We start from the raw sequence: 1,901 nt of genomic DNA, 5'->3' as shown, positions 1-1,901 counted from the left end.
TATCCCCGCCGACCCGGGTCTCGGCCACGGCGGCGTGGACGGCGCGGGCGACGCGACCATCGAGGCGGCGGCCGACCAGGCCATCGCCCAGATCGCCGACTGGACCGGGATCCCGGACCTGGCCGAGCGGGTGGTCGTCCGTCGCACCATCGCGCCGGCGGACCTGGAGGACGATCTCGGCGCATGGCGCGGCACCGCCCTCGGCCCCGCCCACACGCTGGCCCAGAGCGCGTTCTTCCGGACCCGCAACGTCTCCAGGCACGTCGACGGTCTCTACTACGCGGGGGCGTCCACCATCCCCGGGATCGGGTTGCCGATGTGCCTCATCAGCGCCGAGCTGGTGCTCAAACACGTCCGTGGCGACACGGGGACCGCCCCGGTGGCGGAGCCCGGCGGGGGCACGGTGTTCGACAGGTGATCGGGCTGTCCTATCTCCTGGTCCAGGTGGTCTCCTTCGCCGGGATCCTGGTGATCGACCACCGCTGGAAGCTGGCGGCGTTCCGTGCGCCCGCCGCCGCGGCGCTCGCCGTCACCGCCTCCGTGGCGTTGCTGCTCACCTGGGACGTGCTCGGGGTGCGCAGCGGGGTGTTCTTCCGCGGACAGACCGACTTCATGACCGGGCTGCTGGTGGCGCCGGAGATCCCGTTCGAGGAGGTCGTGTTCCTGGCGTTCCTGTCCCACCTCGCGCTGGTGTGCGCGGCGGGGGTCTCGCGCGCGGTCGACCACGCGCGGGACTCCCGGGCGGCCAGGGCGTCCCGGCCCTCCCGGATGACGGGGGAACGCCGGTGACCAGCCTGTACACGACCCTCAACCTCACCATGTCCATCCCCGTGGTGGCCGTGGCCCTCCTCGCGGCCTGGCGCCTGCGCGGGCCCGAGAGACGCCGGTGGCTGATCGGGGTCGGCGGCGCGCTGCTGATCCTCATGATCCTCACCGCGGTCTTCGACAACATCATGATCTCGGCCGGGCTCGTGGCCTATGACGACTCGCTCACCAGCGGCATCCGCCTGGGTGTGGCGCCCATCGAGGACTTCGCCTACGCCGTGGCCGCGGCGGTCTTCGTGCCGTCGGTGTGGGCGTTGCTCACCGCGTCACCCCGGGTCGGGGCCGAGGTGGGGAGCCCGACGGTGTCGGGGAGGGGGGACGCGCTGCTGACGCGCGCCCCGGAGCCCGGCGACGACGACGAGGTCCGCACCCCCGAGCGGCCCGGGACGCCGGGACTGCTCACCACGCTGTTCTGGTCGTCCCGGCCGGTGTCGTGGGTCAACACCGCCGCGCCGTTCGCCCTGGCGTACTTCCTGGCGACCGGGGGGTTCGACCTCGTCGGCGTGATCGGCACGATCTTCTTCCTGGTGCCGTACAACCTCGCGATGTACGGGATCAACGACGTCTTCGACTACGAGTCCGACCTGCGCAACCCCCGCAAGGGCGGGGTCGAGGGGTCGGTGCTCGAGCGGTCCCGTCACACGGCCACCCTCGTGGCCTCGGCGGTGACCACCGTGCCGTTCCTCGTGTACCTGGTGCTGACGGGGACGGTGGAGTCGTCCCTGTGGCTCGCCGCGAGCGCGTTCGCGGTGATCGCCTACAGCGCCAAGGGTCTGCGGTTCAAGGAGATCCCGTTCCTGGACTCGCTCACCTCCGCGTTCCACTTCGTCTCCCCGGCGATCGTCGGCTGGACCATCGCCGGTGCGGAACTGACCGGGGGGGTGTGGGCGTGCCTGATCGCGTTCATGCTGTGGGGTGCGGCCTCGCAGGCCTTCGGGGCCGTGCAGGACGTCCGCTTCGACCGCGAGGCGGACCTGAAGTCCGTCGCCACCGTGCTCGGGGCCCGGGCCGCGGTGTGGTTCGCGCTGGCCTGCTACGCCGCGGCGGTGGTCGCCCTGTTGGCGGCGGCGCCGTGG

2 protein-coding genes and 1 pseudogene are annotated in these 1,901 nt (G+C 72.3%); all 3 read left to right on the top strand.

Annotated features, from left to right (window positions below):
* A pseudogene (locus tag G6018_RS14985) lies at positions 1-418 on the top strand (phytoene desaturase); the annotation flags it as partial.
* On the top strand, positions 415-789 hold the full coding sequence (locus tag G6018_RS14980) for a lycopene cyclase domain-containing protein (protein WP_179523180.1): 375 nt from the start codon (positions 415-417) through the stop codon (positions 787-789). The pseudogene G6018_RS14985 and the gene G6018_RS14980, both read left to right, overlap by 4 nt.
* Positions 786-1,901, top strand: a 1,116-nt coding sequence (locus tag G6018_RS17465) for a prenyltransferase (protein WP_182640049.1), incomplete at its 3' end; no start/stop codon positions are given. The genes G6018_RS14980 and G6018_RS17465, both read left to right, overlap by 4 nt.

Origin of the sequence: Dietzia sp. DQ11-44 (genome assembly GCF_014145205.1) — a bacterium.
Classification (GTDB): Bacteria; Actinomycetota; Actinomycetes; order Mycobacteriales; family Mycobacteriaceae; genus Dietzia; species Dietzia natronolimnaea.
Note: the sequence above shows the minus strand (reverse complement) of the source record. Positions and strands in the feature narration are given on the sequence as shown.